Origin of the sequence: Wenyingzhuangia sp. 2_MG-2023 (assembly GCF_030548295.1) — a bacterium.
In the GTDB taxonomy this organism is placed as follows: Bacteria; Bacteroidota; Bacteroidia; order Flavobacteriales; family Flavobacteriaceae; genus Wenyingzhuangia.
The window spans coordinates 1-290 of sequence record NZ_JAUOSB010000095.1; the positions used below are offsets into that span (position 1 = coordinate 1).

Here is a 290-nt window from a genome sequence, read left to right on the forward strand (position 1 = left end):
TCAATGGTCAATTCTAATTTGTATTGCTCGCTACCGTTTGTGTAAGCTTTGGCAATGGTTGCAGTTTCAAAATCTTTTTTAACAGCGGCTTTTACAGCTTCAGGTAATTCTTCAACAGATATTTCAGTGAATTCTTCGTTCATTACAATGTTGATTGTTTGAACAGGTAAAACGTTGTTAGCGAATGCAAAAGTTGAAACTCCACTTGCTAAGATTGCTACAGATAGGATGATTTTTTTCATGATATAAATATTTTAATGTTTGTAATTGTTTGTTTTGATTTGTTAATT

General features: G+C 31.4%; 1 protein-coding gene. It reads right to left on the minus strand.

From position 1 onward, the window contains the following. Positions 1-242, minus strand: a 242-nt coding sequence (locus tag Q4548_RS16795; protein ID WP_303457196.1) for a hypothetical protein, incomplete at its 3' end; no start/stop codon positions are given. Positions 243-290 lie beyond the last annotated feature (48 nt).